The 26,984-nt window shown below is 66.3% G+C and carries 25 protein-coding genes and 2 pseudogenes; 12 read left to right on the plus strand and 15 right to left on the minus strand.

Annotated elements, in window-relative coordinates:
* Window positions 1–16 precede the first annotated feature (16 nt).
* Window positions 17–1,714, minus strand: coding sequence for a hypothetical protein (locus E6G92_07435; protein ID TMJ19595.1), 1,698 nt, complete (start codon window positions 1,712–1,714; stop codon window positions 17–19).
* A gap of 217 nt (window positions 1,715–1,931) precedes the next feature.
* Here E6G92_07435 and E6G92_07440 point away from each other — a divergent pair, with 217 nt between their 5' ends.
* Window positions 1,932–2,759, plus strand: coding sequence for a hypothetical protein (locus E6G92_07440; GenBank protein ID TMJ19596.1), 828 nt, complete (start codon window positions 1,932–1,934; stop codon window positions 2,757–2,759).
* Here E6G92_07440 and E6G92_07445 read toward each other — a convergent pair.
* Window positions 2,756–3,709, minus strand: coding sequence for a cupin (locus E6G92_07445; GenBank protein TMJ19597.1), 954 nt, complete (start codon window positions 3,707–3,709; stop codon window positions 2,756–2,758). The genes E6G92_07440 and E6G92_07445 overlap by 4 nt on opposite strands.
* Before the next feature lie 89 nt (window positions 3,710–3,798).
* Here E6G92_07445 and hemF point away from each other — a divergent pair, with 89 nt between their 5' ends.
* Window positions 3,799–4,641: an oxygen-dependent coproporphyrinogen oxidase gene (hemF, locus tag E6G92_07450; GenBank protein TMJ19598.1), complete on the plus strand. Its 843-nt coding sequence runs from the start codon at window positions 3,799–3,801 to the stop codon at window positions 4,639–4,641.
* A 10-nt stretch (window positions 4,642–4,651) separates the two neighbouring features.
* Complete coding sequence (locus E6G92_07455; protein TMJ19599.1) at window positions 4,652–5,227, plus strand: GNAT family N-acetyltransferase; 576 nt, start codon at window positions 4,652–4,654, stop codon at window positions 5,225–5,227.
* Window position 5,228: 1 nt separating this feature from the next.
* On the opposite strand, the gene E6G92_07460 is transcribed toward E6G92_07455, so the two are convergent.
* Window positions 5,229–5,969, minus strand: coding sequence for a hypothetical protein (locus E6G92_07460; protein TMJ19600.1), 741 nt, complete (start codon window positions 5,967–5,969; stop codon window positions 5,229–5,231).
* Between the two features lie 71 nt (window positions 5,970–6,040).
* Here E6G92_07460 and lipB point away from each other — a divergent pair, with 71 nt between their 5' ends.
* From lipB to E6G92_07480, 4 genes and pseudogenes are all read left to right on the plus strand, one after another.
* Window positions 6,041–6,688: a lipoyl(octanoyl) transferase LipB gene (gene lipB / locus E6G92_07465; GenBank protein ID TMJ19601.1), complete on the plus strand. Its 648-nt coding sequence runs from the start codon at window positions 6,041–6,043 to the stop codon at window positions 6,686–6,688.
* Window positions 6,689–6,806: 118 nt separating this feature from the next.
* Window positions 6,807–7,001, plus strand: a pseudogene (locus E6G92_07470) (hypothetical protein).
* Window positions 7,002–7,198: 197 nt separating this feature from the next.
* Window positions 7,199–7,477: a hypothetical protein gene (locus E6G92_07475; GenBank protein TMJ19602.1), complete on the plus strand. Its 279-nt coding sequence runs from the start codon at window positions 7,199–7,201 to the stop codon at window positions 7,475–7,477.
* 122 nt (window positions 7,478–7,599) lie between these two features.
* Entirely contained in the window at window positions 7,600–8,265 is a 666-nt protein-coding gene (locus tag E6G92_07480) for a hypothetical protein (protein ID TMJ19603.1), read from the plus strand.
* Between the two features lie 198 nt (window positions 8,266–8,463).
* Here the strand turns inward: E6G92_07480 and queC are convergent, their stop codons facing one another.
* From queC to E6G92_07495, 3 genes are all read right to left on the minus strand, one after another.
* The gene (gene queC / locus E6G92_07485; protein TMJ19604.1) at window positions 8,464–9,159 is read right to left on the minus strand and encodes a 7-cyano-7-deazaguanine synthase QueC; all 696 of its coding nucleotides are present in this window, start codon (window positions 9,157–9,159) and stop codon (window positions 8,464–8,466) included.
* A gap of 513 nt (window positions 9,160–9,672) precedes the next feature.
* A complete protein-coding gene (locus tag E6G92_07490) occupies window positions 9,673–10,050 on the minus strand; it encodes a hypothetical protein (protein ID TMJ19605.1) in 378 nt (125 codons plus the stop codon).
* Between the two features lie 61 nt (window positions 10,051–10,111).
* Entirely contained in the window at window positions 10,112–11,023 is a 912-nt protein-coding gene (locus E6G92_07495) for an Hsp33 family molecular chaperone HslO (GenBank protein ID TMJ19606.1), read from the minus strand.
* 74 nt (window positions 11,024–11,097) lie between these two features.
* On the opposite strand from E6G92_07495, the gene E6G92_07500 reads away from it, so the two are divergent.
* Window positions 11,098–12,219: a 2OG-Fe(II) oxygenase gene (locus tag E6G92_07500; protein TMJ19607.1), complete on the plus strand. Its 1,122-nt coding sequence runs from the start codon at window positions 11,098–11,100 to the stop codon at window positions 12,217–12,219.
* A gap of 37 nt (window positions 12,220–12,256) precedes the next feature.
* Here the strand turns inward: E6G92_07500 and E6G92_07505 are convergent, their stop codons facing one another.
* The 7 genes from E6G92_07505 to E6G92_07535 all read right to left on the minus strand — a co-directional run bounded on the left by E6G92_07505 (window position 12,257) and on the right by E6G92_07535 (window position 16,767).
* Window positions 12,257–12,445: a hypothetical protein gene (locus E6G92_07505; GenBank protein ID TMJ19608.1), complete on the minus strand. Its 189-nt coding sequence runs from the start codon at window positions 12,443–12,445 to the stop codon at window positions 12,257–12,259.
* 78 nt (window positions 12,446–12,523) lie between these two features.
* Window positions 12,524–12,790 (minus strand): Txe/YoeB family addiction module toxin, encoded by a 267-nt coding sequence (locus tag E6G92_07510; protein TMJ19609.1) that lies wholly within the window; start codon window positions 12,788–12,790, stop codon window positions 12,524–12,526.
* The gene (locus tag E6G92_07515) at window positions 12,787–13,041 is read right to left on the minus strand and encodes a type II toxin-antitoxin system prevent-host-death family antitoxin (GenBank protein ID TMJ19610.1); all 255 of its coding nucleotides are present in this window, start codon (window positions 13,039–13,041) and stop codon (window positions 12,787–12,789) included. Before E6G92_07515 ends, E6G92_07510 begins: the two co-directional genes overlap by 4 nt.
* Window positions 13,042–13,089: 48 nt before the next feature.
* A complete protein-coding gene (locus tag E6G92_07520; protein ID TMJ19611.1) occupies window positions 13,090–14,277 on the minus strand; it encodes an aspartate aminotransferase family protein in 1,188 nt (395 codons plus the stop codon).
* 358 nt (window positions 14,278–14,635) lie between these two features.
* On the minus strand, window positions 14,636–15,001 hold the full coding sequence (locus tag E6G92_07525; protein ID TMJ19612.1) for a hypothetical protein: 366 nt from the start codon (window positions 14,999–15,001) through the stop codon (window positions 14,636–14,638).
* A 230-nt stretch (window positions 15,002–15,231) separates the two neighbouring features.
* The gene (locus tag E6G92_07530; protein ID TMJ19613.1) at window positions 15,232–15,600 is read right to left on the minus strand and encodes a hypothetical protein; all 369 of its coding nucleotides are present in this window, start codon (window positions 15,598–15,600) and stop codon (window positions 15,232–15,234) included.
* A gap of 276 nt (window positions 15,601–15,876) precedes the next feature.
* Complete coding sequence (locus E6G92_07535) at window positions 15,877–16,767, minus strand: multidrug ABC transporter permease (GenBank protein TMJ19614.1); 891 nt, start codon at window positions 16,765–16,767, stop codon at window positions 15,877–15,879.
* Between E6G92_07535 and E6G92_07540 the strand changes: the two genes are divergently transcribed.
* From E6G92_07540 to E6G92_07550, 3 genes are all read left to right on the plus strand, one after another.
* Window positions 16,766–17,455: a GcrA cell cycle regulator gene (locus E6G92_07540; GenBank protein ID TMJ19615.1), complete on the plus strand. Its 690-nt coding sequence runs from the start codon at window positions 16,766–16,768 to the stop codon at window positions 17,453–17,455. The two genes, E6G92_07535 and E6G92_07540, sit on opposite strands and share 2 nt — an antisense overlap.
* A 406-nt stretch (window positions 17,456–17,861) precedes the next feature.
* Window positions 17,862–18,923 carry a class I SAM-dependent methyltransferase gene (locus E6G92_07545; protein ID TMJ19616.1) on the plus strand — a complete coding sequence of 354 codons (1,062 nt, stop codon included), beginning with the start codon at window positions 17,862–17,864 and terminating at the stop codon, window positions 18,921–18,923.
* A gap of 16 nt (window positions 18,924–18,939) precedes the next feature.
* Window positions 18,940–19,923: a YkgJ family cysteine cluster protein gene (locus E6G92_07550; protein TMJ19617.1), complete on the plus strand. Its 984-nt coding sequence runs from the start codon at window positions 18,940–18,942 to the stop codon at window positions 19,921–19,923.
* A gap of 683 nt (window positions 19,924–20,606) precedes the next feature.
* On the opposite strand, the gene E6G92_07555 is transcribed toward E6G92_07550, so the two are convergent.
* Window positions 20,607–22,031, minus strand: coding sequence for an ATP-binding protein (locus E6G92_07555; GenBank protein ID TMJ19618.1), 1,425 nt, complete (start codon window positions 22,029–22,031; stop codon window positions 20,607–20,609).
* A gap of 180 nt (window positions 22,032–22,211) precedes the next feature.
* On the opposite strand from E6G92_07555, the pseudogene E6G92_07560 reads away from it, so the two are divergent.
* Window positions 22,212–22,295, plus strand: a pseudogene (locus E6G92_07560) (acetyl-CoA carboxylase biotin carboxyl carrier protein subunit).
* Between the two features lie 658 nt (window positions 22,296–22,953).
* On the opposite strand, the gene E6G92_07565 reads toward E6G92_07560, so the two are convergent.
* Window positions 22,954–26,949, minus strand: coding sequence for a hypothetical protein (locus tag E6G92_07565; GenBank protein ID TMJ19619.1), 3,996 nt, complete (start codon window positions 26,947–26,949; stop codon window positions 22,954–22,956).
* Window positions 26,950–26,984 lie beyond the last annotated feature (35 nt).

Here is a 26,984-nt window from a genome sequence, read left to right on the forward strand (position 1 = left end):
CGACAGGCGCTACGCATCATCGCCGCCGCGGAGCGCCGGCCCGCGCGGCGGACGGGCACGACGCGGCGCTTGCTCCCGGCCGAGGGCCGGCGGCGGCGGCGCCCGATCGGCTGACCGGAACGCGGTCGCTGATCGACCAGATCGAATCGACGAGGAGCAGGCTGTTGAAGATCGCATTGTCCTGCGCGTAGACGTCGAGCGCGTCGGGCACGGGCGCGCCGCACATGAGCCGCCCCGCCTCGTAGCTGCCGACCGGCCAGGGAGGCGACGGCGCCGGAGGCGGGGGCTCGCCCGGCGCGGCGGCGCGGTGGTGGCAGTTCATGCAATTGGTCCGGATCGGGTGATTGGCGGCGAGCTCGATATAGGGGTTGTAGGCGATCGGCCATTGCGGCCCGCGCGGCCCCGGCGGGCCCTGGAACCCGTAGGTCGATGTCATCAGATAATGGCGCCAGGGCCCCGGCGCGCCAGGGATATCGGGACGGTTCGCCGCGAACGGGCCGGCGTCGGGCCGGTCGTGCCACCAGACCGACTGGAAGGTCCAGTCGGCCTGCTCCCTGGTCATGATGTGCATCGCCACCACGATCAGATAATCGCCCTGCTGAAACGGCCGGTTATAGGCCCAGTAGGACGAGGCATCGAGGATCGCCCGGTCGCACGGCGTCATGCTCGCCAGATCGGGCTGGAAGCCGTAAAATTCGTCGATCGAATGGACTGGAGCGCCGGGATAGAGATTCGGCCCGAGCGGCGCGCCGTTGAGGGCGATGCCGCCGTTCGTCAGCAGGCTGACGTCGCGCGTGCCGGCGGCCGGCGTTTCGGCCGAGACCGCCACCGCGCGCCGCCATTGGCCCGAGATTTCGAAGCCCGAATAAGCCCCGTTGTCCGACTCGAGATTGTCCCACACCGGCAGCGCCCAATAGCCGGTCTGCGGCACCGGCCACATCATCGGCTTGAGCGCGACCGAGTTCGCCGCGAGCCGCGGCCAGTTCGGCTGCTGTTGGCCGGGCGCGGGCAGCATCCGCTCGAGCGTCGCCGGCTGGTAGAGATTCTGGCCGCGAATCGAGTTGAAGGCGGAGTCGTTGTAGACGACTCCGGCGACCATGATGTCGCCGTTGGATTCCAGCGTGGGACCGTCGTTGAGCGCGGCCGGGATGCCGGACGTCGCCGGCCGGATGCACCCGGCCTGCTGATAGGCCGGATTGTTCAGCACCGCAGCGGGCAACGTGTAGACGGGGGAGACGGGAAAGCTGATCGGGTCCTCGCCGGCCTGCGCCGCGCCGCCGACCGCGCGGCGCCGGGCGCCGAGCGAAAGCCGGCCGCCAATGGCGTGGCTGGCGGCCATCGCGGCCGAGCCCTCGCCCGTGAACGCCTGGGTCGAGGTGCACCAGGTGCGCCAGACCGGGCCGGCGCCGGTGGCGCTGTTGAGTCCGGCCCATACGAACCAGCCATGTTCGCGGGCGCGCGCCTCGTTGCCCTGCTGCACCCACTGGGCGACGGTCCCCTCCGGCTGCGGAAAATCGAAGCCGGCCGGGATCGGCGCGGTCGGCTGGCTGCAGACCTGGAACGCGCCGACGTAAATGCCGGCGCGCGCGGGGGCGCCACGGCCGCGCCAGCCGTCGAACGCGCCCGCCAGCCAGGCGATTGCGGCCAGGACGATCAGGGCGATGACAATCCACAATAAAGGTGAAAGCCCGCGGCGGCCGGCGACTGCGTTCATGAGGCTATTGCTCCTCTTCTTGCAGATTTCTTGCAAAGATAATCTAGATCATATTCTTGACCTCGCCACACGTTTTTCGCTCCATTCCGGTGGCTCGAAATGATGATCCGCTCGACGAGCGCCACAGGCCCGCGACGCGTTCGAAACCTCGCCCCGATTTCGCGGGAGGAGCGCGGTTTTCGTGCTATGACGCTGCGGCAACGGGAGGGGGGTCCCCATGCCATATCGCCACGCGCATTATTACGTCCTCGTCGTCATGGCGGTGATCGCCGCGGGCTTCTGGCCGAGCTATTTTTCGGTCTGGGGGAGCGTTCCGTGGCAGTTCCACCTGCATGGCGTCGCCGCCAGCATCTGGGTGGCGATGGTCGCGGGGCAGAGCTGGACCGCGCACCACAAGCAGCTGCCGCTGCACCGCGCGGTCGGCAAATCGAGCCTGTTCCTCTTCCCCTTTCTGATCGCCGGCCTCTCGGCGATCATCGACGTCACCGCCAAGGGCTATGTCGCCGGCGACGGCCCGTCGCGGATGATGTTCGGCGGCTCCTTCCTGATCGGCATGGCCGTCGCCATCGCCGCCTACGTCACGGTCTATTACCGGGCGCTCAAGTTCCGGCGGAAGGTGTGGGTCCATTCGGGCTATATGCTGGCGACGCCTTTGATCCTGTTCGAATCGCCGTTCGGGCGGATCCTCAACGGCTTCATGCCGGGGCTTCAGATCCGGGGGCTCGACGATCTGCACCTGATCATGCCGGCTATCCTGTGGTCGATGGCGCTGGAGCTGGCGTTCGTCGCCGCGATCTGGCTCAGATATCGCGAGAAGGCCCGGCCGTTCCTCGTCGCCGCGGGCTTCATCGCCGCCCAGATGCTGACCATGGGCCTGATGGCCGACGTGCCGCTGCTGCGCTCTCTGCTCGCGGCCCTGGGCCATGTGCCGAGCGCGGCGGTGGTGCTGACCGGCTTCGCGATCGGCGCGCTGACCAGCTGGGCCGGCTGGCAGGCCGGCAAGCGGCCGGCGGCGGCGATGCCGGAGGCGCTGCAGCCCGCTTAGCGCGCGATCTTCGCCGTCGTTACGTGGAGCAGGCGGAAATCGTCCGACGCTTCGCTCAGCCGCCACGCCTCGCCCGGCGGGATGACGAAGCTGTCGGCGGGACCGAGGGGATGACGGTCGCCGGCGTCGAGCCGGGCCGAGCCTTCGAGGACGAAGCCCAAGGCCAGCTCGCCCTCGTGCGGCGGAACGAGGACGGCCGGCGCGGCTCCTGGCCGCACGATACGCGCTTCGGCGAGCCCGCCGCTCGCCTCGCTTACCCCGGTCTCCTGTGCCTCGGCGCCGTGCCACGGCGTCCAGGGCGCCGCGGCAGCGGCGTGGTGGAGGAAATGCTGGCCGCCGTAGAGCCTCCCCGGATCGGCCTCGCCGTTCGGCAGGACCATGTCGTGGTCGGCGAAGGTCTCGTGGCTCGCGGGGCAGCTGATCTCCACCACCTCGAGCCCGGCCGAGCTTTCGAGCACGCGGTGGCGGATGCCGGGCGGCTGGAGGACCATGTCGCCCGCGTGCATGACGAAGGGATCGCCCTGGTCCTGGTAGACGACCCGGACCCAGCCCCGGCGCACCGCGATCAGCTGGAAGGCGATGCGGTGAAAATGGACCCAATCGGCGACCGGACCGCCTTCGGGGATTGAAATATGCGAGGCGATGTAGCGCCCGCCGAGCCGCCCCGGGATGAGATCGCGGTAGCGCATCCCCGCCCGCCCCTCGCCCGCCGCGGCGCCCGCACGGGTGACGACGAGTTCGGGCCGAAAGGCGGGGAGGCCGGCGGAGGGCGCCGGCGCGTCCGGCCGCGAGGTCAGCCGCACCCGCGTCCCGTCATGCGTCAGGACCGCCGTATGCGGATCGTCGGCGGGGAAGATGAGGTCCAGCCGCATGCCGAGGGCGCGCAGCAGATCGAGCGCCGCGGCAAAGTCGGCTGAGACCAGTTGAAGCTCGTCCGGACGGTCGGCCATGACGCACCTTAGCCTCCGATCGGGGATTGTGGCCACCGCCGCTCAAGCCCCCTCCCCACGTCGGCGAGGATTTGATAGGCGATCGCTCCATGATCGCGCTCGACGACCAGCAGCAACAGGCCCGCGACTGGTTCGAATCGCTTCGGGATCGGATCTGCGCCGAGTTCGAGGCGATCGAGCGCGAGGCGGGCGGCGACGCCGCGTTCGCCTACACCCCCTGGGATCGGGAGGATCCGGACGGCTCCCCGGGCGGCGGCGGCGTTCGCGGCGTGATGAAGGGCAAGGTGTTCGAGAAGGTCGGAGTCAACGTCTCGACCGTCGGCGGCCGCTTCTCCGAGGAGTTCGCCCGGACGATTCACGGAGCGGAGGAGGATCCGAGCTTCTTCGCCACCGGAATCAGCCTCGTCGCCCACATGGCCAACCCGCACGTCCCCGCCGTGCACATGAACACGCGCTTCCTCGCCACCACCAGGCGCTGGTTCGGGGGCGGCGCGGACCTCAATCCGCCGATCCCTTGCGGCGAGGATACGGACGAATTCCACGCCCGGCTCCGCGCCGCCTGCGCCGCTCACGACCCGACCTATTATCCGCGCTTCTCGAAATGGGCGGAGGATTATTTCTTCATTCCCCACCGCGGAGCCCATCGCGGAGTCGGCGGAATCTTCTACGATCATTTGGAGGGCTTCTTCGACCAGAATTTCGCCTTCACCCGCGACGTCGGCGAGGCGTTCCTGGACGTCTTCCCGCGGATCGTCCGGCGGCGGATGGAAACGCCGTTCACCGACGAGGACCGCTCGAAGCAGCTCGCCTGGCGCGGCCGCTACACCGAGTTCAACCTCATCTACGATCGCGGCACCCTGTTCGGCCTCAAGACCGGCGGCAATGTCGACGCGATCCTGATGAGCCTTCCGCCGCTGGCGACGTGGGAATGAGGGTGGGGGAATGAGCTTCGGCCTCACGCCCGTGCCGGCGGGGCACGTCGCGGCGATCGTCACCTATCTCGAAATGAACGCCCGGCCGGCGCTCGAGCCGGAGCCCGATTCGCCGCTTCGGCTTCGGCGATGGGAGACGATCGATCCGGCGCGCTACCGCGACCTGTTCCGCCGGGTCGGCGGGCGCTGGCTGTGGTTCTCGCGTCTGGCCATGAGGGATGCCGAGCTCCTCGAAAAGGCCGGCACGGTCTACGAAGTGATCGACGAGGGCGGCGCCTCGTGCGGCATGGTCGAGCTCGATTTCCGCCGGGACAAATGCATGATCCTGTTCCTGGGGCTGGTCCCGGAGCTCGCCGGGCAGGGCCATGGCCGCTGGCTTTTCGCCGAGACCCTGCGCCGCGCCTGGGCGCCCGGGATCGCGCAGGTGACGGTCCACACCTGCTCGCTCGACCATCCGGCGGCCTTGCCCTCCTATCTCAGGGCCGGCTTCGCCGCCGTGGGCCGGGCGTTCGAAAGCTTTCCCGATCCGCGCCTCGCGGGGCTTCTGCCGCGCGATGTCGCGCCTCAGCTGCCGCTGGTCGAATAGCCTATTCGAACACCGCCGCCGGAACCTGGGGCGCCAGCGCGCGGTAGATCGCGGCGTAGAGCATGATGATCAGCGTCGAGAAGGCGGCGGTCAGCGCGGTCGCCATGATCGTCGTCAGCAACGAGCCCAGCTCCTGCCCCGCCGCCAGGTGGAAAACGATGCCGAGCAGCGTTTCGGCGACACCGATCGAGACGGCGCCGACGATGAGGACGATCAGCACGAGGCCGAGGATCGCCCAGCCCTGTCCTTGAGTCAGCGTGAAGGACCGGCGAATCGCGTCGATCGGGCCGCGCCTGTTCTCGGCGACCATGATCGCGCCGGCCGGCGCCACGCGCGCCCAGACATAGAGGCCCGGGATGATGAAAAGAATCGCAGCCGCGAGGACCATGAAGCCGGAAATCACGGTCATCAGGAAATAGAAGGGCAGCAGGCCCAGCGCGAACATCAGCGCGCCGCCGACCGTCGTGCGCTCGGCGAACACCAGCCGCAATATCGCCAGGCCCCCGACCATGCTGATCAGCCCCTGAAGCACCAGCCAGGGCGCGGCCGAGCGATACCATTCGACCATCATTTCAAGCATCCGGCTCAAATCCTGCGTCTGCGGATCCTCCGGCTTGAGAAAGACGTCGAAGAGCAAAGCGGGAAGGAAGATGAAGACGCCGGCGATCGCGGCGATCAGGGTCGCGTGGCGGCGGGTAAGCGCGATCGTATCGTCCCAGACGGCGCTGTAGGAAATCGTCATTCGAAAAGGCCCCTCTCGTCTGGCCTGAGCATAGCCTTTGCGCCGCGGGGCTTACAAGCTAGGTCGCGGCGGTGGCTTCGAACGATATCGAATGGCGGGTCTCCGCGGGCCTCACGCCTTATCCGGAGGCGCTGGCGGAAATGGAGGCGCGCGCCGCCGCGATTCGCGCCGGCGAGGCGCGCGAGCTGGTCTGGCTGCTCGAGCATCCGCCGCTCTACACCGCAGGCACCAGCGCCGATCCCGCCGAGCTGTTCAACCCGCAGGGCTTTCCGGTCTACGCGGCCGGGCGCGGCGGCCGCTACACCTATCACGGGCCCGGGCAGCGGGTGGGCTATGTGCTGATCGACCTCGACCGGCGCGGCCGCGACGTGCGGCGATTCGTCCACGCGCTCGAAGGCTGGGTGATCGCGGCGCTCGCCGGGCTGGGCGTCGAGGCGCGGCGCGCGCCGGGGCGAATCGGCATCTGGGTCGATCGCCGCGGCGGCGAGGCGAAGGTGGGCGCGCTGGGCCTGCGCGTTCGCCGCTGGGTCACGATGCACGGCTTCTCGGTCAACCTCAGCCCGGAGCTTTCGCACTTCTCGGGCATCGTGCCGTGCGGTATCGCCGAATTTCCGGTAACCAGCCTCAGGGAAATGGGATTGGCGGACGTCCAGCCCCGTTTCGATCTGGCTCTCAGGGACGGATTCGAAGACTTTCTAACCTCGCTCAGCGCGGAATAGGCGGGGCTGGAACCGGGAAGGCTTGAGGGCGGCGCCCTTTCCATATAAATGTGCACCCCGATTTGGGGATCTAAGAGGGGCGAACCCGACCAAATCACCAATCTAGGGAGACTATTTCATGCGTAAGATTCTCACTGCCTCGATGGTCGCCGGCGCGGCTCTCATGGTCGCCGCTTGCGGCGGCAACACCGCGGCGAACAACACGGCGGCCGACACCAATGCGGTCGACGCCACCTACGACGCCAATGCCTCCGACATGAGCATGGACACCAACATGTCCATGGACACCAACCTGACGACCAACACCACCACGGTGGACGGCAACGCGTCGACCACCACGACGACGACCAACACGACGACGACCAACGCCCAGTAATCGGGTTCGGAACGTTATCGACGGGAAGGCCGCCGGATTTCCGGCGGCCTTCTTTTTTTGTCTCCCGCTTTCGTCTTGAAAGCGTGGCCTTCCGCGGGGATAAGCGGGGCGACGCCATCCATGGAGACTTGAAGATGCGCAACATGATCAAGATCGCCGTCGCCGCCGGAATGACCCTCGCAATGACCGCCTGCGACCGCGGCGCGGCCCCGGCCAACAACGCAGCGGCCAACGAGCTCGACGCCAACATGACGATGAGCGAGCCGGCCAACGATGCCAGCGCGATGGAAAGCACGACCAACGCCGCCGAACCGGTCGCCCCCATGCCCGCCGAGAACAGCAGCAATAGCGGCACGAACGTCGGCGGCGATGCCGGCGGCAACAACGTCGAGAGCAACACCGTCGGGATGTAAGGCCCGGTCGCGCGCGCGCCCGCCAGACGGTTCGGCGCGCGCGACCAAAGGCGCCGCTGCTTGTGGGGCGCCCCGCGCCTCCATGCTAAGCGAAGCCGATAGGGGGCCAGGGAAGGAATGAGATGATCGCGATCTGGAAATTCGTCCGCCGGGCGACCGCGGCGGCCGGTCTCGCCGGCTTCGCTACCGCGGCCTCGGCCCAGCTGTTCGTCACCGATCCGGTCTTCCACCTCGGGCCGATCGAAGGAAACGATCCGCTCGTCGGCATCGCTTTGCCCGGCGCGACACCGGCCGAATATCGCGCCCACATGCTGTGGAACCTGCGCGCCGGCCTCAACGTCGCTGCGCTGCAATGCCAGTTCTCGCCCTATCTGCGCACGGTCGACACCTACAATGCGGTGATCAACAACCATTCGCGCGAGCTGGCCGCCGCCTACACCGCGCTCGAAGGCTATTTCCGGCGTGTCGGCGGCCGCGGCGGCGCCGGGAATTTCGATCGCTATTCGACCCAGACCTATAACAATTTCTCGACCCTGCAGGCCCAATACGCCTTCTGCCAGACGGCCGCCCGGATCGGCAAGGAAGCGCTTGCGCGGCCGCGCGGCCAGCTCGCCCAGCTCGCCTCGGAACGGATGCGCGAGCTTCGCGACAGCCTGATTCCGACCCCCGATCGCTACGCCTTCGACCGCTCGCCGCTGCGCCTGTCGCCGATCGCCGTGTCGAGCCGCGGGCGCGACTGCAGAAGCTTGCCCCGCGACGAGCGGCGCGCGTGCGAGCGGGCGCGCTAGGTCGGCTCAAATAGCAGGGCGGTTTCGTTCAATGATAGAGTCATCCCGGCGAAAGCCGGGACCCATGAACGCGGTGTTGGGAGGAAAGACGTAAGTCTGCGCTCCTCCTGAACCCAAAGTGTGCATGGGTCCCGGCTTCCGCCGGGACGACTCCATTTTTTGCCCAAACCTGAATCCTGATTGAGACGGGACCTTGGCTCACGCGCCGCCGTCCCCGAGAATCGCATAATCGGTCGGATCGGCGATCCCCGCCTCGGCGAATCCCCTGGCCCTCAACCGGCAGGAATCGCACAGGCCGCAATGCTTGAGGTCGCCGGTCGGGTCGTAGCAGGACCAGCTCATCCCGGCGTCGAGGCCGAGCCGCGCCGCCTCGCGCGCGATATCGGCCTTGGTCATCGCCATCAGGGGCCTGTGGACTTTGAACGCCTCGCCCTCGATCCCTGCCTTAGTCGCGAGGCCGGCCATCGTCTCGAACGCGGCGACGAATTCCGGCCGGCAATCGGGATAGCCCGAATAATCGAGCGCGTTGACGCCGATGAACATGTCGCGCGCGCCCGCCGCTTCGGCCCAGCCGAGCGAGAGCGAGAGGAAGATCGTGTTGCGCGCCGGAACGTAGGTGACCGGGATCGCGCCCTCCTCCACCCCGCTCTTTGGCACCTCGATGTCGGCGGTCAGGGCCGAGCCGCCGAAGCCGGTGAGATCGAGCGGCAGGACGATGTGCCGCTCGGCGCCCAAAGCGGCGGCGATGGCCCGGGCCGAGTCGATCTCCACCCGGTGGCGCTGGTTGTAATCGACGGTCAGCGCGAGCAGCGAAAAGCCGGCCTCCCGGGCAAGGCCGGCGGCGACCATCGAATCCAGGCCTCCGGAGAGGAGCACGACTGCGCGGGCGGACATGGGCCGGCATATAGCGAGCCACGCCCAAAAAAGAACGGGCCGCCCCCCGCCCCCTGGGGAGTCATCCCGGCGAAGGCCGGGACCCATGAACTCAGAGAATGAATTGGCGGTCAGACGGCGTCGCCTCTCCGCGATGATCGGTGTTCATGGGTCCCGGCTTTCGCCGGGATGACTCTGAGCGCGAGGCCACAAAAAGAACGGGCCGCCCCCGAAGGGACGGCCCAGTTCAGGCCTCTCGAAGCCTGCTAGGGAGGAAAGCGTGCCCAATGAAAGGCACGCACATCCTCTAGCGGCGAATGGTAAACAGCCGGTTAACCACGGGCGAAGGGCGGATCGAGATTCAATTTCATCGTCATTCCCGCGAAAGCGGGAATCCAGCTTCTTCAATCGCCTACGAGGAGAAACAAGCTGGACCCCCGCTTTCGCGGGGTGACGGGCAAGGTAATATCCGGAGCCAAACAAGCCAACGACGCTGAATGTCGGTCCGTCCGAGGCCGGCCCAGGCTCAAGGCCTCAGCAGGCGCCGATCTTGCGCGCCTGGGCGCGGAGCGCGAAGGGCGTGCCGTTGTGCAGGCCCTGGCTGTCGATCTGCACCAGCCGCGGAGTCTCCACCCGAAGCACCGTGCGGCCGCGGCCGACGCCCGGGCAGACATAGTTGACCGTCACCGAATGGGCATCCGACGAGATCACCTCGTGGGTGCAGGCCTGGGGGCCGTGCTGCGGCTGGGCGAGCAGGAAGGGATCGCCGAGGCAGACGGTTCCGGCCGGGCTGTCGCCGGACCGAAGCTCCCATTGCCCGCGCTCGACCGCGCCGAGCGGGCCGGGCGCCTGCGACACGGCCGGCCAGGCCAGAGCGGCGGAAAGAAGCGCGAAGGGGGGAAGGATACGCATGAGACGGGGCCTACTCGGTCCGAATTACAGCAAATTTACGGCATCGGCGCCCCGACCGCAATCAATCGTTGAGTTCGCTCGCCTTGATCGGAAAGACTCTGGAGCAGAATTCGCAATCGACGCTGATGAAGCCCTCGTCGTCGACCATCTCCGCCTGCTCCTCGGCCCCGAACCGTCCGATCACCCCGCGGATATAATCGTAGCTGCACCGGCAGCCCTTGCTCAGCGGCACGGCAGCGAGCACGCGCGCCTCCTCCTCGTGGAACAGGCGCCAGAGCAGGGTTTCGAGCGGCAGGGCCGAATCGACCAGCTCCTCGCGGCGGATCGTTTCGCCGAGCGCCCGGACATGGTCCCATTCGGGATGGTCGAGCCTGGTGTGCAGCCGCTCGCGCCCCTCCTCGCCTTCCGGCAAATGCTGGAGGAGAATTCCGCCGGCGGCATGGCCCTTGTCCGAGACCGCGAGTCGAACGAGGCTCGGGATCTGCTCGGACTGGGCGAAGAAATGCTCGACCGCCTCGCCGAGGCTCCCGCCTTCGAGCGGGACGATGCCCTGGTAGCGCTCGTTCGACGCGGACTGGTCGAAGGTGATCGCCAGATAGCCCTTGCCGAACAGGGCGAAGAGCGAGGGCAGGTTCGGCTGCTCCGCGAGCCGCTCGGTATCGAAGCGGACATAGCCGCGAAGCTCGCCGCCGCGATAGTCGGCCACGAGCAGGTCGACGATCCCGGCCTCGGTCTGCGCCTGCAGAGTGAGCTGGCCGCCGGCGTCCTTGAGCGTTGCGCCGAGCAGGGCGGTCAGCACCAAAGCCTCGGAGAGGAGCCGGGCGATCGACGCCGGATAATCGTGCGCCGAGAGGATGTCGTCGAGCACCGGGCCGAGGCGCACCAGCCGCCCGCGGGCGTGCCGGTCGGGAAGCGCGAAGCCGATCGCCGCGTCGATCGCCGCGGCCGCATTGGTCGTTTTGTCGGAATCCATCGCGCCGATGTGGCGATTGAGTCGGCGGGGTCAATATCTTCCGTCCTGCGGGCCGCTTCTGTAGGGTGGGCGCCATGGCCGACGCAGGGAAAGGGAAGCGCGAAGCGCCGGGCGTGCCGCTGGCCTCCGGCGACCACGCGCCGTGGTTCCGCGCCGCGGCGCTTTCGGGATCGCCCACTTATCAATTCGATACGGTCGCCGGGCGCCACGTCCTGCTGCTCTTCATCGGCTCGGCGAAGCACGAAGCGATGCGCCACGCGCTCGCCGTCGTCGCCCGCGAACGCGCTTTGTTCGACGACGAGACCGCCTGCTTCTTCGGAATAACCGTCGATCCACAGGACGCCGAGGCGGGCAGAATCGTCCAGCAGCTCCCGGGCGTCCGCTTCTTCCTCGATTTCGACCGCAAGGTCAGCGCGCTCTACGGGGCGATCGACGGCGAACGCTACCGCCCGCACTGGCTGCTGCTCGATCCCGGCCTCAGGGTCGTCGGCCGCTTCGCCGCGGACCAGGGCGAACAGGCCGTCGCCGCTCTGAGAGAGAGAATCGCCGGCGCCGGCGAGAGCGGCTGGGCTCCCGTCCTCGTCGTTCCGGACGTGTTCGAGCCGCAAATGTGCGCCACGCTGATCGGCCTTTACGAGGAGCAGGGCGGCGAGCCTTCGGGCTTCATGCGCGAGGTGGAGGGCAAGACCGTCCTCCAGGTCGATCCCGCCCACAAGCAGCGCCGCGACGCCGGGATCGAGGACGAGGCGCTTCGCCGGGCGCTCGTCGCCCGGCTGCGGCGCCGGCTGAGCCCGGCGGTCGAGCGCGCCTTCCAGTTCCGCCCGACCAGGATCGAGCGCTACATCGTCGCCTGCTACGAGGCCGGAGCGGGCTATTTCCGTCCCCACCGCGACAACACCACCGCCGGCACCGCGCACCGCAAGTTCGCCGTGACGATCAACCTCAACGCCGGGGATTATGACGGCGGCGACCTTCGCTTCCCCGAATATGGCGCGCGCACCTACCGGGCGCCCACCGGCGGCGCGGTGGTCTTCTCCTGCTCGCTGCTCCACGAGGCGACCCCGGTCACCCGCGGCCGCCGCTTCGCCTTCCTCCCCTTCCTCTACGACGAGGAGGGAGCGAAGCTGCGCGAGGCCAACAACCCCCACCTCGGCGAGGGAGTCGACGCCTATCGCATGGGCAAGGCGGTGGATTGAGGCGCGCCGCCCCGAAGGTCGTCATGCGGAACGTGTTTCACTCCGCGCCCGATTCGCTCCGCGCCTTCTGGCCTTTCGCTTCGGCCGCGCCGCGGAACAAACGGTCGGAGGTCTCGACCGCCGCGTCCGGAGTGAAGGAAATGGCGACTCCGTCCGGCCCGTCGACCTGGACCTCGCCTTCCTCGGCGGTGACCTCGCTCGGAGTCGCGTGCGGCTTGTTCTCCATCCGGGCAAAACGGCCCGGAGCGCGGCGCGTTCCCCTCAAGCCGCCTGCGGCACTCCATCGTGTCTCCGCGGAGCAGGCTCAGTAATGATAACGGCACTGCGCCACTTCCAGCGTTTGCGCGTCGCCCTTCCCCGAGACTCGGTAGACCAGCCGATGCTTCTGGTCGATCCGGCGCGACCACCAACCGGTCAGATTGCCTCCCAGCGGCTCCGGCTTTCCGGTGCCGCGAAACGGATCGCGCATGCATCCCTTCAGAAGGGCGTTGAGGCGGGCCAGGATTTTATCGTCTTCCGCCTGCCAATAGAGATATTGGTCCCAGGCACGTTCCGAAAAGGCGAGCTTCACGGCTCGAGCAGATCCCGCTCAATGCCCCTTCCGGCGTCGAGATCGGCGATACTGGCGAGCAACTCGCGGGCATTGGCGGGCGAGCGCAGCAAATAGAGCGTCTCCTCGATCGACGCCCAGTCGCTTTCCGAAACCAGCACCGCGCCCTCGCCGCGCTGGCGGGTGATCGCGATCGGCATATGGTCGTCGACGCACTGGTCGATCACCGATTTCAGATTCTCGCGCGCCTCGGAATAGCTGATCGCTTTCATCGCCGCGATATGGACAAAGGATTGTCCAATGTCAAGATTCACGCCTGCCTAGGCCGCCTGCGGCACTTCGTAATCCCGCGCCGCCGCCGAGAGCTTCTCGACGAACTCGGCGATATGCGCCTCCCCGATCACCAGCGGCGGCAGCACCCGCATCACATTGTCCCCGGCGGCCACCGTCAGCAGCCCGTGCTCGCGTAGGTAATTGACGAAGGCCCGGCTGTCGGTCTTCATCTTCACGCCGAGCATCAGGCCCATGCCGCGCACGCTTTCGAACAGATGGTCGTGATTGGGAATCATCTGCTCGAGCGCGCCCCTGAGGCGCTCGCCCATTTGGGCCACGTGGGCGAGGAAGTCCTCGTTGGCGACGACGTCGAGCACCGCCTGGCCCGCCGCGCAGGCGAGCGGGTTGCCGCCATAGGTGGAGCCGTGAGTGCCGACGACCATCCCCGCCGCCGCCTTCTCGCTGGCGAGGCAGGCGCCCATCGGGAATCCCCCGCCGATGCCCTTGGCCACGGCCATGAGGTCCGGCTCGATCCCGTAATGCTCATAGGCGAACATCCTGCCGGTCCGCGCATAGCCGCACTGCACTTCGTCGAGCACGAGCATCAGGTCGTGCTCGTCGCAAAGCGCCCGAAGCCCCTTCATGAACTCCTGGCTGGCCGGGCGGATTCCCCCCTCGCCCTGCACCGGCTCGACCAGGAAGCCGGCGGTGTGCGGCCCCATCGCCGCCTTCGCCGCCTCCAAATCGTCGAACTCGACGACGGTGAAGCCCGGCATCAGCGGCGCGAAGCCGTCGCGCATCTTGGGCTGGTTGGTGGCGCTGATCGCGCCCAGCGTGCGGCCGTGGAAGGCGTTGGAAAAGGTGATCAGCTCGTGCTTGTCGGGGCGCCCGTGATGATGGTGGTAGCGACGCGCCGTCTTGATCGCGCACTCGATCGCCTCCACGCCCGAATTGGTCAGGAACACGGTGTCGGCGAAGGTCAGGTCGCACAGGCGCTGGGCGAAGGCCTCGCCCTGCGGGCTCCCGTAGAGGTTGGAGACGTGCATCAGCGTCGCCGCCTGGTCTTGGATCGCTTTGGTCAGCACCGGATGGCCGTGGCCGAGCAGGTTGACCGCGATTCCCGCCGCGAAATCGAGATATTTCTCGCCGCCCTCGCCATAGAGATAGCACCCCTCGCCGCGAACCGGCCGCACCGGCGAGCGCGGATAGACGGGCATGAGCGGCGTGATGGCCATTTCGGAGCTCCGGATCAGGTGTTGAACGCGTCCCGGGGACGCAGGGGCCAGCCTATAGGGAAGGGGGGCGAGAAGCGTCAATCGAGCGTAACCTCCCTCTCCCATAGGGAGAGGGTCGGGGTGAGGGGTTCGGGCGCGGGAGGTTACCCGCAAACTCCGTAAACCCCCACCATGAGAAGGTAAGCAGTGCCCCGCACTGCTTAGCCATGTCCGGGGGACATGGCGACCTGCTCATCCTCCCCCTCAGGGGGAGGGCTTAAACGGATATTCGTTTCCTGGCGCCAATAAGAAAGGCGGCCCCCTAAGGAGCCGCCTTCCCATTCCTTCACGCGGGGTTGCCCGCCTCGGTCGCTGCCGCTTAGCCGCGGCGGCCGTCCCGGTCGCGGCGCTCGTAGCGGAGCTGCTGCTCGAGGCGGTTGACCTGGTTCTGCAGGCTGGCGAACTCGCGGCCCGAAAGGCCGTTGCGCCCGCGATAGTTCAGCCGCATCCGGATCTGCTCGGCGTCGCGCCGCAGGGCGGTCGCCTCGCGCGGCGAGATCTGCCGGTAGCGAAGCGAGCGGTCGATCCGCAGGTTCACCTCGTTGAGCTGCCGCAGCAGGTTGTTGACGGCCGGGCGGGCGGGGCCGCGCTGGTTCCAGGCCGTATTGTGATACTGGGCGGCAGCCGGCGCGCTGGCTGCGATCGCGGCGGTCGCCAAAGCGACGGAAACAATCAACTTACGCATGTTACTCACTCCTTGCTGCACTATTGCAGAGGCCGTTCTACGCACGAGCCGCTGTTAGGCTCCTGAATGCGTCCGACAGAATCCGTTCATAATTGTCGCAACTTGTATGAACGGAATCAGGCTCCTCTCGTCATTGCGAGCGTAGCGAAGCAATCCAGTGCGGCCTCTGAGGCCCGCTGGATTGCTTCGTCGCTTCGCTCCTCGCAATGACGAAGCAGCGTATCCTTCCCTCAGTGAGCAGGCGGGGCAGTCGGCCGGGCAAGACTCCGGGCGGCGAAAAGCCGGCTCTGAAGCTGATCGGCCTCGAAATCGGACAAGCCGTCGCTGCCATAAGCCCACCAGCTATCGGCGATCGCCCGCGCATCGCGGCGCATGTCGCGTGCCTGGCGGCGCGTGATCTGCCCGCTGTCGCGAAGATCGTCGATCCGTTCCTCGAGCCGCCGGATCTGCCCGCCAAGCTCCACGCCGCGCGAGGCGTTGCGCGGGGCGGGCGCCTCCGTCCGGATCGTGCCCGCGATCCCGCCGCCGTGGCGCGGTGCGCCTGGCCCGGTGCCGGTCGTCAGCGGCAGATACATCGCGAGAAGCAGGACAATGTGCACCCGACACCTCCTCGAATGGCGATGCCGGGGAGCCTAGTCTGTCAAACCTGTTACGCAGATGAACCGACGCAGGGTTCGAACTCAATCAGCTTGGGATGCTTTGCGTCTGATGTCAGGAGTCATCCCGGCGAAGGCCGGGACCCATGCACTCAGGACGCGCAGAAAAGGGCTGAGAAGCCTCGCGTCTCTTCACCCCGTCGTGCTCATGGGTCCCGGCCTTCGCCGGGATGACTCGTTTATCGCAACGATGAAGCGACTTCCAATCGGGTCCGGACCCTAGGATTTGATCTTCCACCCCGTCCTAAGCAGCCCGTAGCACAGCGCGCCCAGCCCGATATTGATCGCCAGCAGCAGCAGCGCCCCGAACATCACCGGCGAATCGCTCGTCCCGAGGAAGCCGTAGCGAAAGCCCGAGATGACGTAGAAGAACGGGTTGGCATGGCTCACCGCGCGGAAGGCGGGCGAGAGCTGCTCGATCGAATAGAAAGTGCCCGAAAGGAGGGCGAGCGGAGCGACGACGAAATTGCTCACCGCCGCCGCATGGTCGAACTTCTCGGCCCAGATCGAGGTGATGAGGCCGAGGAAGGCGAGCATCGAACTGCCCGCCAGGCCGAACCACAGCACCGCCCACAAATGACGCGGAATGACGTGAACGCCGGGCCACAGCAGCATTGCCAGCCACACGGCGAGGCCGACCAGCACGGCCCTGGTCACCGAGGCGCCGGCCAGGCCGCAGATCAGCTCGCCGGTCGAGAGCGGCGGCATCAGATAGTCGACGATCGTTCCCTGGATCTTGCCGACCAGCAGCGAGAAGCTCGAATTGGCGAAGGCGTTCTGGATCATGCCCATGACGATGAGGCCGGGAGCGATGAAATCGGCGAAGGGCACGCCCATCACCGTCCGCCCCGATCGGCCCAAAGCGACGGTGAAGATCACCAGGAAAAGCAAGGTGGTGACGGCCGGCGCCCAGATCGTCTGCAACTGGACCTTGAAGAAACGCCTCACCTCCTTCACATAGAGCGTCGCAAGGCCGCCCCAATTGACGTTCCTGATGACAGGGACGCCTGGGGCGGTACGAACCCAATTCGAAGGCTGGTCGTTCACAGGGGCCGTCGCTATCCGCAGACGCCTGTTGCCGCAAGCCGTGAGAGCATAGGACGAAGCCATGTCGTGGACCGACGAACGGATCGATCGCCTGAAGGCGCTGTGGACCAAGGGAATGACGGCGAGCCACATCGCCGACGAGCTCGGCGGAGTCTCGCGCAACGCGGTGATCGGCAAGGCCCACCGCCTCGGCCTCCAGGCGCGTCCCTCGCCGGTCAAACCGAACGAGCCCGAGCCCAAGCCCAAGAAGACCAAAGAGCTGCCCGAGGCCGCCCCGGCTCCGGCGCCGCCCAGGCCTGTGGCCGCCGAGGCGTCCCGCCCCGCTCCCGCACGGCCCGAGCCCAAGCCCGCCCCCGCCCCGGCCGACGCCTCCACGGCAACCGCCGAGCCGGCGGCGCGCCCCGCCGCCAAGGAGCCCCTCGTCCGCTCGATCGGCCCGGGCGGCTTCGTCCGCCAGGGTCCGGGCGACCAGCAGGCGCCGATCCCCCCCGCCCCTCCGCGCCGCCTCGTGCCCGCCAAGCCGAGCCCCGAGGTCGCCGACAAGACCGGCCTGCTCGATCTCAACGAGAAGGTCTGCAAATGGCCGATCGGGCACCCCGGGGAACCCGATTTCCACTTCTGCGGCAACCCGTCCAACCCCGGCTTCCCTTATTGCGTCCAGCATTGCGGAGTCGCCTACCAGGCCCAGCTCCCGCGCCGCGACAGGAAGCCCCCGCCTCCGCTTCCGTTTGGTGGACCGAGAGTGAGGTGAAGCCGTCCCGCTAATAGTGCGCGCACTATTAGCGGAGTCGGCTCACCCGGCCGGCGGGGCGGCGGGCCTTAAGTCCGCCGAACCCGTCCGACGTCACGGGACAATGGTTCCGTGACGTTTCCGCCAAGACAGGCTTCAACCGACAAGTGCCCTGCCCTTCTGCCCCAAAGGGAGTCATCCCGGCGTAGGCCGGGACCCATGAACTCTGAGAGTGAAGTGCGGGCCGCGCGGGCGTCGCCTCTCCTGACGGTCGGTGTTCATGGGTCCCGGCCTTCGCCGGGATGACTCTGAATTGCGAACCGTTCCAAATTTGGAACCGCCCGCCGTCAACAGGCTCCCGCTCGCCATCTCGTACCGCCCGCGATATGATCCCCCCTTCGAGTCCCGCGCCTGAAAGGGGAAAGCGATGGCCTCCGCGATCGACGAAGAAAAGCTGCACGCCTTCATCGGCAAGATGCTTGGCGACATCGGCGGCGCGATGAGCGTTCCGACGGTGCGCATCGGGCACCGCCTCGGCCTGTTCGCTGCCTTGGACGAGGGCCCCGCCACCGCCGCCGAGCTCGCGGAGCGCGCCGGGGGCCTTCACGAGCGTTACGTCCGCGAATGGGCGCTTGCCCAGGCCGCCAACGGCTATGTCGACTACGATCCCGCGACCGAGCGCTTCAGCCTCTCGCCCGAGCAGGCGATGGTCTTCACCGTCAAGGACAGCCCGGTCTATCTCGCCGGCGCGTTCGAGCTGGTCGCGGCGATGATCGAGGCCGAGCCCAGGGTCGAGGAGTGCTTCCGCCGCGGCACCGGCGTTCGCTGGGGCGACCATGCCGGCTGCCTGTTCTGCGCCACCGGCGCCTTCTTCCGCCCGGGCTACGTCAACAACATCGTCCAGAGCTGGATCCCGGCGCTCGACGGCGTTGGAGCCAAGCTCGAGGCCGGCGCGAAGGTCGCCGACGTCGGCTGCGGAGTGGGCTTCTCGACCCTTCTGATGGCCGAGGCCTGGCCCAATTCCAGCTTCGTCGGCTACGATTTCCACGAGCCCTCGATCCGCGAGGCCCGCGCCCATGCGCAAAGCCACGGCCTCGCCGATCGCGTCCGCTTCGAGGTCGCCGCGGCCAAGGACATCGCCGAGGACGGCTTCGATCTCGTCACCATGTACGATTGCCTCCACGACATGGGCGATCCCAAAGGCTGCGCCGGCCACATGCGCCGAATCCTCGCGGACGGCGGAAGCTGGATGATCGTCGAGCCGATCGCCGGCAATTCGCCCGCCGACAACATGAACCCGGTCGGCCGGCTCTACTACAACGCCTCGACCATGATCTGCGTCCCCACCTCGCTCGACCAGGAGGTCGGCGAGGGCCTCGGCGCCCAGGCCGGCGAGGCGCGCCTGTCGGAGGTGATCCGCAGCGGCGGCTTCGCCAGCGTGCGCCGGGCCACCGAGGGGCCTTTCAATATGGTCCTCGAAGCGCGCTAAGCTGACTCCCTCTCCCATGGGGAGAGGGTTTTGGCGCCAACCCCTTCATCGAGCCAATTCAACCCCTTACCCCACCCGAACATTCCCCTCCGCCCCGCGATCTGCCAGCATCGCGCCCATGTCCACCGCCCCCGAACCTGCCCCCACGCTGCGATTCGCCTGCACGTCGTGCGGCGCCTGCTGCAACCGTTCGCCGGAGGTGCAATTGTCCGAGGCGGCGGCGCTGGCGGGCACGTTCGTCTTCCGCCTGATGTTCCGCCTCTACGATCTTCCGCGCGCCTTCGCGGCCCGCACCGCCGCCGCCGCTTCGCCCGCCGAATTTTACGAATCGAGGCGCCTGCTCGCCGCCTTCGCCGCCCGCCAATATCCCGCGAAGCTGAGGCGCGAGGGCAAGCCGGTCGACTATATCCGCTCGCTCGCCGTCTCCGCGCTGTCGCTCGACACCGGCGGCGGCGCCTGCGCCGCCCTCCACGAGGGCCGCTGCACGATCTACGAGCGCCGCCCCGCCGCCTGCCGGAGCGTGCCCTTCCATTATTCGCGCGCCGAGGCCTCGGCCGGGCGCGACCTCGCGGCCTTCGTCGCCACGCCGGGCTATGGCTGCGACACCGGCCCAAACGCTCCGATCGTCCTCGAAGCGGGCCGGATCGTCGACTCCGAGACGCGCCGGGCGCGAAGCGACGCGCTGGCCCTCGCCGGGCAGGACCGCCCCTGGACCCGGGCCATTCTTCGCCGGATGAAGCCCGGCTCCAGGAATAGCGGACTGCCCGGCCATCGCGAGATCGAGGCCAACGCGCCGTTCGGGGCGACGACGGTTTCGATGGGCGTCGCCTGGCGGATCGCCGCCGATGCCGGGCTGATCGCCCCCGGCCAGTGCCGCTCGCTGATCGCCGACCAGAGCGCTCTGATCGGCGAGGCGCTCGCCGCCCCGCTCTGCCCGCCCGACGAGCGCGAAACGCTTCGCGAGATGCGCGCCGAATATCGCGCGCTGCTGAACGGCTGATCGCGGTTGCGGGCGCGGACCGATCTGCTAATCTGCCGGGCATGGAAGGCGGCCTTCGCGGCCGATATTCGGGGGTCCCAGTGAAGCTTTACCGGATCAACAAGCTGACCAGGCCCGGCGGGACCGTGCTCAAGAAGAAGGACGTCCTCGCCGCCTCCGACCGCGAGGCGCTTCGCCGCGCCGACGAGAGCGACGATTGCCCGGTCTGCGAGGTGCTCCGCGACGGCAATCCGGTCGGCTCGGTCGTCTAGGGGCCTGATCGCCTTCGACAGCCCTCTCCGCTCATCCTGAGGAGCCGTTGAGCTTGTCGAAACGGCGTCTCGAAGGACGGTCCTTCGATACGGGCCTTCGCCAAGCTCAGTCCCTACTCAGGATGAGCGGTTCAAAATAAAGCTGATTATTCCCTAGCCGTCCCCCTCAGCCCGCGCCGCCGCCTTCCTCCAGGATCCGCCTGATATCCGCCTCGCCCTCCTCGGCCATGGCCCGAAGGATGGAGGCGGCGCGCGGATCGGTCGTCGCCGCCGCGAGCCGCCGGCACTGCGCCACCCGCGCCCGCATCTTGGCGACGATCTCACCCTCGTCCATGGGGGCCCCAAACCGGCGGAAGCGCCGCCGCGTTCCGCCGTTCGCCGCGCGCGGCGCACATTCGGCGGCACTGTTGCGCCCGGGCGACAGGCGCGCGCCTAGAGCCAGGCGATCCGCGGCCCGCCCCGCTCGCGCCCGAGCATCAGATCGGTCAGCGCCCAGACCATCGCGTCCGCGCGGTCCGGCGATCCCTTCCCCGCATAGCCGCCGCCCCGGATCATCGCGCACAATTCGTCCTCGAGCTCGGGGAAGCGCCCGGCGAACTTCGCCCGGCCGCTCTCGAACAGCATCGCCACCGGCTCGGCCCTGTCGCCCTTGCCGAAGCGGGCGAAGACCGGCCGCACCGGAAGCCCCCGGTCGGCCGCGCGAAGCACGCTCCTCACCATGTCCCCGCCCTGGTTCTTCTCGACGATCACGCATTCCGCGCCCCAATGCTCGGCCGCGGCGACCACCCGGGCCGCCCACCCCTCGGGCGAGAGCCCGCGCTCGCTATGGTCGCCGAGCACATAGCCGAGGCCCTCCGCATCCACCCCGCAGGCGACGATCCCGCACGCATCCCCCTCGGCCGAAGCCGGCGGATCCACCCCGATCACGATCCGGCGAAGCCGTTCCCCGGCGGAGGCCGGGGCCCAGGCCTCGCTTCGGCCACCTTCCACCATCCCCCGAGTCCACAGCGCCCCTTCCGCCTCCGCGATCAGCTCGCCCTCCAGCTCCTCGCGCCCCTTGCGCGTGCCGCCATAATCGGCCTCGAGCTTCGCCACCCGCGCCGCCGGCAGGTTGAGATTGTCGGCCGTCCGCCCGTTGGTCCGGGCGACGTCGCCCGCCGCCGCCAGCCTGCGAAGCAGCGGCACCGCGCGCGGCGTGGTCGTCACCAAAGTCCTGGGCGCGCTCCCGAGCCTCAAGCCCAGCTGCAGATTGTCCCACGTCTCCTCGGGGTAGCGCCATTTGGCGATCTCGTCGCACCAGGCGAAATGATGCTCGGGCCCGCGCAGCTTCTCCGGGCAGGCGCCCGAATAGAGAGTGGCCTCGGCCCCCGAGGCGAAGCGAACCACCCCCGCCGTCCGCGCGAACGTCACCGCCTCCCCGGTCCGAGCCACCGCGATCAGCCCGCTCACACCGTCGACCATCACCTTGCGCGCATCCTCGATCGTCGCTCCGACGAGGGCGATCCGCAAGGACCCGTCGGCCCGCGCCAGCGCACTGACCCACTCGGCCCCCGCGCGGGTCTTGCCGAAGCCGCGCCCGGTGACCATCAGCCAGGCCGGCCAGTCTCCCGGCGGCGGCAATTGCCCCTCATGCGCCCAGCCCGCCCAGAATTCGTTGAAGGTGCGCTTCTCGGGCACGGAGAGCCGCCGAACGATCCACGCCCTCTTGTCCGCCGGCAGCCGCGCGATCCGGTACACCGTCCGCCGCAACGCCCGTTCGTCGCGGGTCAGGCCTCGCTGCCCGGTGCTCTCTCTCCCATGGGGAGAGGGCTGGGGTGAGGGGGTACGGTGTTCGGCATCACTCACCCTCGCCTCCATCCATACCGGCCGCCGCCGCCACATCGCCCCGAGTCTTCAGCTTGCGCACCTGCTCGCGCTTCAGCCTGAGCCGCCGGTTGAGCACCTCCAGCTTGGCCAGCAGCGATTCGTCCAGCGCCTTCTCGCTGACCCGCCTGGGCGCGTAGCCGGCCCGCCCGGTGCGCTTCTCGCCGGCCTTGCGCCGCAGCCGCAGCAGATGCAGCCCCAGCTCCCTGTCGGGCGGCAGCGGCTCGGGCGCCGGCTCCGGCGAGTCCGGCCCCGGCCCGTCGGGCCAGCCGCCGGCCGCCAGCGCGATCATCTGCGCCTCGAGATTGCCGTAGCCGATCTCCAGCGCCTCATCGAATTGCCCGGCGAAGACGGGATCGCGCCGCCGGTGATAGTTCACCGTCTCCGGCGTGATCCCCGCCGCCTCCGCCGCCGCCTTGAGGTTGCAGCAGGTCGCGATGTGATCGAGCACGATCCGCTTCTTCGCCGCCGTGAACCCGTCCTTGCGCTCCTTGCGCGCCTGCACCTTGCGCTTGTTGCCGCCCCTGATGCTCACGCTTTTCCCGTCCGTCTTGCGCGCCATTCCCGCTCTCCGTCTGCGAAAAATGAAAAAGGCCGCGGCGAAACGCCACGGCCTCAAATCCCCTCTCCCCTAGCGGGAGAGGGTTAGGGTGAGGGGGTTCGGCGCCTGAGATCAGACCCAAATGTCACCGCCCACCACGATGTGAAAATCGTCCCCGCGACTCGCCCACCGGCGCGACTCGCAATTCTCGACGATGACCAAAATGTGCCATATCAGTGTGTAGCTGTCAACCAGAAAATCCTGACCGGTTCATCTCCGACAAAATCCCGCCCTTTTCGGCACTTTCCCGCCGCTGAGGGGGGCGGAATGTCGGATCGGAAATCCGACAAAATGCAGGAAAAATGCGCGACGAATTTATTTTTTCGAGCCGCCGCGCGGACGTTTTGCTTTTTGATTCGGGTTAAGCACGGCCTTGGACATAAAGTGCCCGTGCAACCAATCACGGATATACTCAATTAGGTGCGGTTGCCTCCACACGGACGCTAATACTGTCCGCAAAATTATCGGATAATCAGCCTGACGCTGGCGCACTAGTTGACGTAGCAAGTAGCCGGTCACTGGCTCGCGATACCTAGCAGCTGCAACATCACTCCAGAGTTCCTGCAAGCAGTCGATGGTTGCTTGAATATGCGAGACAGGCTCTGCTGCTGATCCGCCGATCTGCTGACTGAGGGTCCGGAACAGATAACCTGGGGATCCTTCCGACAGGGCGTCCAGCCGCGCAGCTTGAGCTAATGCTGCGCCCGAAACACCAAGATAGTTGTGCCCGGCTCCAACCAAATTCGCTGACCACCGAACGTATTGGTCGAAATTGATGTTGCCGCGATTGCAGGCGACTCCGAACACCACATGTAGCCATGCGCCACCGGCTCCTCCCATGAGTCGATCCAGTTGCCGCGTTGTCAAATCATCGGTCACCAGAAGCAAAGAATTTTGATGTGCCACGACCACGCTGTCACAGATATCGGAGCGTCCGAGGCGCAGGTGCTCACGCAACGCCTCAGGAAGTTCATCGCTAGCTACTATTGGCAATATCGTCGCATTCGACTCAGCCCACACGAGAGCACGATCCACCTCCTCACGAAGCTTGCAAACGACCTCTGCTGGCGTTTCTTGGAGGACGATCTTGCCTTTTTCGTAGCTGGCGCTCTTGTGGCTATCGGCCGTGAAGGCTTCCAATCGTTCGCGGCGCGCACGAAGGCGATCCAGGACGCTCGGCGGCAAATGAATTGGACCACAAGTGGCTCTCACTGCATCAAACGCCTCAAGCCGCCATATCGTCCAAAATGCCAAGAGATCGAGGACACAGCCCCGCTTGGCGTTGTCATTTACCGCTTCATTTGCAGCTTCACGTTCCTCGAGGTTTCCAATGGCAACTTTCAGCTTCAAGCCCTGCTCGGCCAGTCCAGCTGCAACCTCGATCGTGTCCATTCCCAGCCGATGAGCCAGGATGCCAAGTGGCATTGGCCCATTCAGATATTGGGCTTGCTCCTGTTCAATCCATTCACGCCGCGATTTGAGCTGGGCGATTAATCCATCGAGCCCGCCGGGCTGATCAACATCCACTGCGACGCGCTTAAAGCCAAAGATCTCCGGAAAGCGCGATTCATGATGATCGATGACATAATGAAATCGAGCCACATATTTGTGGCGAATTTGGCTGACTTCCCCACTGCGGCCATCGGGAGCTACAAACGTATCGCCAACTTTCAATCCTATGACGTTGCGAACTGTGGCATGATCCAACTCCCACGACTCTGGGTCGAGCCTGCGCAGACCTGCATCTGGTTCCACGACGAAAAACAGATCACTTCCGTCGTCGAATTTCAAATCTACTGCCATGTTCGGAGCGACTTGCGAGGCATCCCAAAGCGTGCCTGCGTTTTGGTCCCCCTGACCTTCGCCGAGAACCAACATGGAAAGCGTCATCCATGCGCGAGATCTATCTCGGTGCTGAAGAAAGAGCCGGTAAGCCAATTCAGCGGCGCGCTCTACAAACCCGAAGTGCCCTAGCAAAGATGCAAGGCGGAATTGATCACTTGGACGTTGCCACGCAAGGCGTTCGAGGGGCTTTTCTAGTTCTGCAAATAACTCATTTGATCGATCCTGCCGAATTAGGATTTCAATTCGAAGGAGCCGGGCCCGAGGTTCATCCGGTTGTTGTTGCAGGAGTTCATCGACTGCGGTTAGTGACGCAGCAAGGTCGCCAAGATTCCAAGCATGAGCGGCAACCGTCCACAAGGTTTCCGGATCATTTCGGACTTCTGGGGCCGATTCAGCCAGTGCTTGGCGAAAGGCTTTGTCGCGCCGCGCCGCCGCGAGGCTGTCAAGAAAAAGCGTTGTGGAGGGACTCTGTCGGCTCAAGTCGACATGGCCTTCCAGTAGATGCGACGCCTCTTCCGGCAAATCTTGGTGTTTCAGCTCGGCTGCCAAGAAGTATCGAGACATCATATCGAGATCGGCTGGAACAGTTGCGGCAAGGGCGCGGAGCCTGGTTTGTGCAGCCTCGTCATCGGCGGAGGCCTTTCGATCGGCCCGAATCTCCAGCAAGCTGGCAGCGATGTCATCAGGATCAAGTGAGCGCAGACCTCCGACGGCGCTGGTGAGGGCTGCATCGTCACCCAGTCGGACTGCCACTTCGCCAATTATTCGCCATCGCAGGCGAATTATTCGATCGGAAACACCATCCGTTTCAATGGCTAGAGCGCTTGCTAGTGCTCCCGGCAAATCGCCGGTGGAGGCGAGAAGCTCCGCGCGAAAAATCTGATTTTCGGGGTCGGCATCATCTCTGAGTGTCTGGATTGCTTCATCGTCCCGCCCTTGAGCGGCACGTGCGATCGCAAGCAGTCGACGTAGTTGAGGCTCGTCCCCAATTCTGGAGATCCCCTTAACCAACAACTCTTCACTTTCGGCGTGACGCTGGCAAAGGCGAAGCAAGACTGCCGCATTGTTCAGATGTGCCACTAAATCGTGCGTGTCTTGAAAGCCGACATCGAGGCAATGCTCTGCCAGCTTCTTGGTGTCGTCGGCAGCCGCGTTCAGCTCTTGCGTGGTGACCGGACCGTGACCGCCAGCAATCGTGTCAGCGGATTCAACCGCCAAAGCGAGAATGGCGACACTGCGAACACGGGTGAACTCCGATGCATCCGGATGACGCCGCACTATCTCCAAGACGCTCCCCTCCCAGTGGGGCGGGCTCCGTCTGCGCAGGTATTCGGCTAGACCAAGGTCGGCGTGGGTCGATCCGATCATGTCGGCCGGGATCAAACTTTCTGGATCGCCTTTGAAGTCGCTTTGCGCCGCCGCTTGGAGCAAATATCCGACGGCATGATCTGCGCGTGGTTCACCAGCTAGCGCCGATCGCGCGGCCTCTATCGCTTCGTCGAAACGTCCTTGAATGGTTCGAGCGAGGGCGAGGTTCGCCAAGGCATTTGGATCTTCGGGACGAATGGAATGGGCAGTTTCAAATCGACCCGCGGCCTCTTCCTCTCGGCCAAGATCGATCGCAATTGCTCCAAGGTTGGTTTCGATCCGATAGCGAGCCCAGGGTTTGTCTGAGAGATCCTCTGTGTCTAAGATCGAAAGCAGGCCCTTCTTGGCCAAGATTGTCTCGTCTTGATCATTGAACAGATCGCGAAATGTGTCGATGCGCGCATGTAAGGCTGGATCTTCATCAGCACCGGTAGCGACTTCGCGCTGTGGCGCCGTGAAGACCGAATTGCGAAGCTGTTCTACAACTTGGCTGGCAATGAGGGCTGCCAGTTCTGGCTGATCCGCTGACAAAGCGGTGTTCTGATGAGCCGCGCTCGCGACAGCAGACGGATGAAAGGCATTGTGGGCTTGCTCGTGGAGCGCAATCAGCGTTTGAAGCTGGCCCCAGCCGTAGACTGCGACCTCCAAATCGTGACCTTCGGCTTTGAGAGCTCGCGTCACTGCGATGGCCGCATCCGCCGCTCCAGTATCGTCTTTGGCCGTAGTAGCGAAAATGAGCTCCTTCAAGTCCGCCTTAAGCTCTAAAGCAGCACGGGCGTCCGAGAGGATTTTTGCCTCTTTAAGGGGATTGACGATCAATCGGCATTGAACACCTACAAAATGATCACCGCGGCCGTCGCGCCGGCCAAGAATGTCGATGCCCCTTTGTTTCTGGCCTGCGCGGCCATATTCCTGGGCATGAGGATCTTTCAGTTCAGATCGGAATAGCAATACGCAGTTGCGCTGGAATGCTTGCCAATCCTTCGGCTTGGGTATCTCAATCGCAAGGCGCGTGGTGATCGGAACAAAGGCTTTCACGCCCGTACCTGCTGGTGCGGGCGGATTCACATCATTGGGAGGCTTTGTCTCCTTCGACACCCCACAGCCTTCTCATACGCAACATCTCCTTCCCC

Source organism: Alphaproteobacteria bacterium (assembly GCA_005883305.1).
GTDB lineage: Bacteria > Pseudomonadota > Alphaproteobacteria > Sphingomonadales > Sphingomonadaceae > Allosphingosinicella.

Bases quoted from the DNA above. Each gene is read 5' to 3' on its own strand.
- E6G92_07435 (TMJ19595.1), bottom strand. From the start codon at position 1,714: ATGAACGCAGTCGCCGGCCGCCGCGGGCTTTCACCTTTATTGTGGATT.
- E6G92_07440 (TMJ19596.1), top strand. From the start codon at position 1,932: ATGCCATATCGCCACGCGCATTATTACGTCCTCGTCGTCATGGCGGTG.
- E6G92_07445 (TMJ19597.1), bottom strand. From the start codon at position 3,709: ATGGCCGACCGTCCGGACGAGCTTCAACTGGTCTCAGCCGACTTTGCC.
- hemF (TMJ19598.1), top strand. From the start codon at position 3,799: ATGATCGCGCTCGACGACCAGCAGCAACAGGCCCGCGACTGGTTCGAA.
- E6G92_07455 (TMJ19599.1), top strand. From the start codon at position 4,652: ATGAGCTTCGGCCTCACGCCCGTGCCGGCGGGGCACGTCGCGGCGATC.
- E6G92_07460 (TMJ19600.1), bottom strand. From the start codon at position 5,969: ATGACGATTTCCTACAGCGCCGTCTGGGACGATACGATCGCGCTTACC.
- E6G92_07475 (TMJ19602.1), top strand. From the start codon at position 7,199: ATGCGCAACATGATCAAGATCGCCGTCGCCGCCGGAATGACCCTCGCA.
- E6G92_07480 (TMJ19603.1), top strand. From the start codon at position 7,600: ATGATCGCGATCTGGAAATTCGTCCGCCGGGCGACCGCGGCGGCCGGT.
- queC (TMJ19604.1), bottom strand. From the start codon at position 9,159: ATGTCCGCCCGCGCAGTCGTGCTCCTCTCCGGAGGCCTGGATTCGATG.
- E6G92_07490 (TMJ19605.1), bottom strand. From the start codon at position 10,050: ATGCGTATCCTTCCCCCCTTCGCGCTTCTTTCCGCCGCTCTGGCCTGG.
- E6G92_07495 (TMJ19606.1), bottom strand. From the start codon at position 11,023: ATGGATTCCGACAAAACGACCAATGCGGCCGCGGCGATCGACGCGGCG.
- E6G92_07500 (TMJ19607.1), top strand. From the start codon at position 11,098: ATGGCCGACGCAGGGAAAGGGAAGCGCGAAGCGCCGGGCGTGCCGCTG.
- E6G92_07505 (TMJ19608.1), bottom strand. From the start codon at position 12,445: ATGGAGAACAAGCCGCACGCGACTCCGAGCGAGGTCACCGCCGAGGAA.
- E6G92_07515 (TMJ19610.1), bottom strand. From the start codon at position 13,041: ATGAAAGCGATCAGCTATTCCGAGGCGCGCGAGAATCTGAAATCGGTG.
- E6G92_07520 (TMJ19611.1), bottom strand. From the start codon at position 14,277: ATGGCCATCACGCCGCTCATGCCCGTCTATCCGCGCTCGCCGGTGCGG.
- E6G92_07525 (TMJ19612.1), bottom strand. From the start codon at position 15,001: ATGCGTAAGTTGATTGTTTCCGTCGCTTTGGCGACCGCCGCGATCGCA.
- E6G92_07540 (TMJ19615.1), top strand. From the start codon at position 16,766: ATGTCGTGGACCGACGAACGGATCGATCGCCTGAAGGCGCTGTGGACC.
- E6G92_07535 (TMJ19614.1), bottom strand. From the start codon at position 16,767: ATGGCTTCGTCCTATGCTCTCACGGCTTGCGGCAACAGGCGTCTGCGG.
- E6G92_07545 (TMJ19616.1), top strand. From the start codon at position 17,862: ATGGCCTCCGCGATCGACGAAGAAAAGCTGCACGCCTTCATCGGCAAG.
- E6G92_07550 (TMJ19617.1), top strand. From the start codon at position 18,940: ATGGGGAGAGGGTTTTGGCGCCAACCCCTTCATCGAGCCAATTCAACC.
- E6G92_07555 (TMJ19618.1), bottom strand. From the start codon at position 22,031: ATGGAGGCGAGGGTGAGTGATGCCGAACACCGTACCCCCTCACCCCAG.